The sequence below is a fragment of the Marinococcus sp. LNSP9103-4 genome (assembly GCF_056034345.1).
On record NZ_JBQLIA010000050.1, the window covers coordinates 1 to 2,450 of the forward strand.

Sequence of the window (2,450 nt, forward strand, 5' to 3'; positions counted from 1 at the left end):
TGTTTTATGCAACTAAAAAGTACATAATCATGCAGGCTTTTGTACACAACCCTGCCAGCGAAGCTTGTCGGTTCCTTAAGAAGAAGAAATCCTGGTCTTTTGATGGGAGAGCGCATGCTTCAATCGATAGCTTTCCCCTTTAAACGCAATGATGTGGGCGTGGTGGACCAACCGGTCCACCAGGGCTCCCGTTAATCGGTTATCTCCAAAAATACGATTCCACTGCCCAAATTCTAAATTTGTGGTGACGATCACGCTTTTGCGTTCGTAACAGTCGGTAATCAAATGAAATAATAATTCGGCGCCTTCTTTTTGAAAGGAGACATACCCCAGTTCATCTAAAATCAGCACATCGCACTTCTCGAGTCCTCGTTTGAATCTGCCCAGGGTTCCGGCCCGAAAGTGTTCTTCCAGCTGCTGCACGAGCGAAGCGACCTGGAAGAAACGAACTTCTTTGCCCTGATGGCACGCCTCCTGGCCCAGGGCTGTCGCCAGATGGGTTTTGCCGGTACCGGAAGATCCCATAAGAATGACATTTTCCTGATGGTCGATAAACTGCAGCGAGGTTAACGAAGGCTGGGTTAAGGTCCCGGGCAGTTGGACCGTCTCGGTCCACTCGTACGCCTCCAGGGTTTTTCGTTCCCGGAACTTGGCTTTTTTGATCAGGCGCGCAATCCGGGCCTGGTGGCGTCCTTCCACTTCCTGGCGCAATACCCCGGCCAGAAACGACCGGGGGTCGTCAAAGGGCACCTGTTCCACCCCGTCCGGCAGGTGAGCCAGATGAAGGGTTTTACACAACTGCTCTAACTCATCGTTCATCCGAAAGCCCTCCCATCTCTACTAAGGCATCATAGGAATACAAATCCGTTTCAACGCCAGCGATGGCCGGGGGCGTGTGGGTTTCTTCCCAGGGTTCCGGGAACGTCAGGGACTGTTCCTGGATCATGGCCTGTAATTCCGACGTGGTCGCCTCCCGGCGTCCGGGAATGCTAAACAAGGAAGCGATCACCGGCCATTCATATCCTTCATCGATCAGGCCCCGTAACCGGGAGACCCGGGTGGTCGTTTGGGCTGGTTCCTCGAGGAGATACGATTGAACCGGTTCCGGGAGGTACGAGAGATACCGAGAATAGGGAACGGCCCGCGGCTTTTGCTTCCAGTGGCTCAAAATATTCGACCATGGCAGCGCCTGACGCTTCCCCATATACGCCCGTTCGGTACGGTAAAGAGCTTCCCCCGAAGGGGGATAAAACGTGACATCCTTCCATCGTTTCTCCACCACCAGGGTTTGTTTGGGACGAGCGCCGGGGACCAGGATCTTGGCCTGATCGAGTTGCACTTCCCCGTATTTATTGACCACCCGGGTCGTGATCGTCGATATGGGATACGCCCGGGACGGAAGTGGCAATAAATGGGGTTGCTCTTCGTCCCACAACGCAGCGATGGAGGTTTCTTTCCGGTAGTGCCGGCGGTACTGATCGGTTTCCATTCGGGTCTTCATCCCATCTGCCAGCTCGGGAAAACTGGTCATGACCGGCTCGGGAACAAACAGCCGCTGGCGGGTATAACCCACTTTCTTTTCGACATTGCCTTTTTCGTGCCCGCTGGCCGGATTACAGGCCTGCACCTCAAACCGGTAATGGGCCTGAAAGGCCAGAAAGCTTTCGGTGAACGTGCGTTTGTCTCCTTTCCCCACGGTCACGACGGCTGCCGGTAAATTATCGATGCGCAGGTGGGTGGGGACGCCTCCGGCCTGCTCAAATAACTGCTCCAGCCCGGTGAGGAAACATTCGATGTTCTCCGCCGGTAACGGATACGCAAAGCCCCGATTGCTGTAAGGAAAGCTGAGGATCAGGGTTTCGATATTCCGGTAGGCGCCGTCTTCGATCGCCCGCATATGGCCAAAATCAACCTGCGCCTCTCCCGGAGGATGCTCGAGCCGTTCGTACCGTTCCAGGTGTTCCTGTTTTAAGACCGGTTTTCGTTCCTGGATATACACGCAAACGGTCCGGTAGGAGCCTGGAAAGCCGTGGTTTTCTTGCAATGCTTGATAGATGGTGTGGTTGGTCCGCCGGTATTTGGGTTCCATCCGGCTGTCTTCCTCGAGCCAGACATCGACGATGTCCCCGTACGGTTCCTCGTACATCATTCCCCGCCGGGTTTTCCGTACCGATGGTACGGGAACATCGCCATCGGCATACTTTTTGGCTGTCCGCCAGTTAATCCCTAACTTGTGACTAATGGCACGAACCGATAACCCTTCTTTGTCACGCAATCGTTTGATATAATGAATTTCTGCCATGTCTAGCATCCTCTCATAACCTCTCCTTCGTTTGGTTGGTCCCTAACAAAGGTATCGAGGTTTTGTTGATGCTGGCAAGGCTTTTTTTATGCCTTGAATGATGTACGTTTGGCCTGCACAGTTATGTATTTCTATTCTGCATCAAACA

General features: G+C 53.5%; 2 protein-coding genes. Both read right to left on the reverse strand.

The window, feature by feature from the left end:
* Nucleotides 1-75 precede the first annotated feature (75 nt).
* Nucleotides 76-819, reverse strand: a complete 744-nt coding sequence (gene istB / locus ACTRXG_RS16775) for an IS21-like element helper ATPase IstB (protein ID WP_474286055.1) — start codon at nt 817-819, stop codon at nt 76-78.
* The gene (gene istA, locus ACTRXG_RS16780; protein ID WP_474286056.1) at nt 809-2,302 is read right to left on the reverse strand and encodes an IS21 family transposase; all 1,494 of its coding nucleotides are present in this window, start codon (nt 2,300-2,302) and stop codon (nt 809-811) included. Before istA ends, istB begins: the two co-directional genes overlap by 11 nt.
* Nucleotides 2,303-2,450: the final 148 nt, after the last annotated feature.

What these genes read in the sequence shown, in the direction of transcription:
- istB (WP_474286055.1), bottom strand. Translation starts at nt 819, where the DNA reads ATGAACGATGAGTTAGAGCAGTTGTGTAAAACCCTTCATCTGGCTCAC.
- istA (WP_474286056.1), bottom strand. Translation starts at nt 2,302, where the DNA reads ATGGCAGAAATTCATTATATCAAACGATTGCGTGACAAAGAAGGGTTA.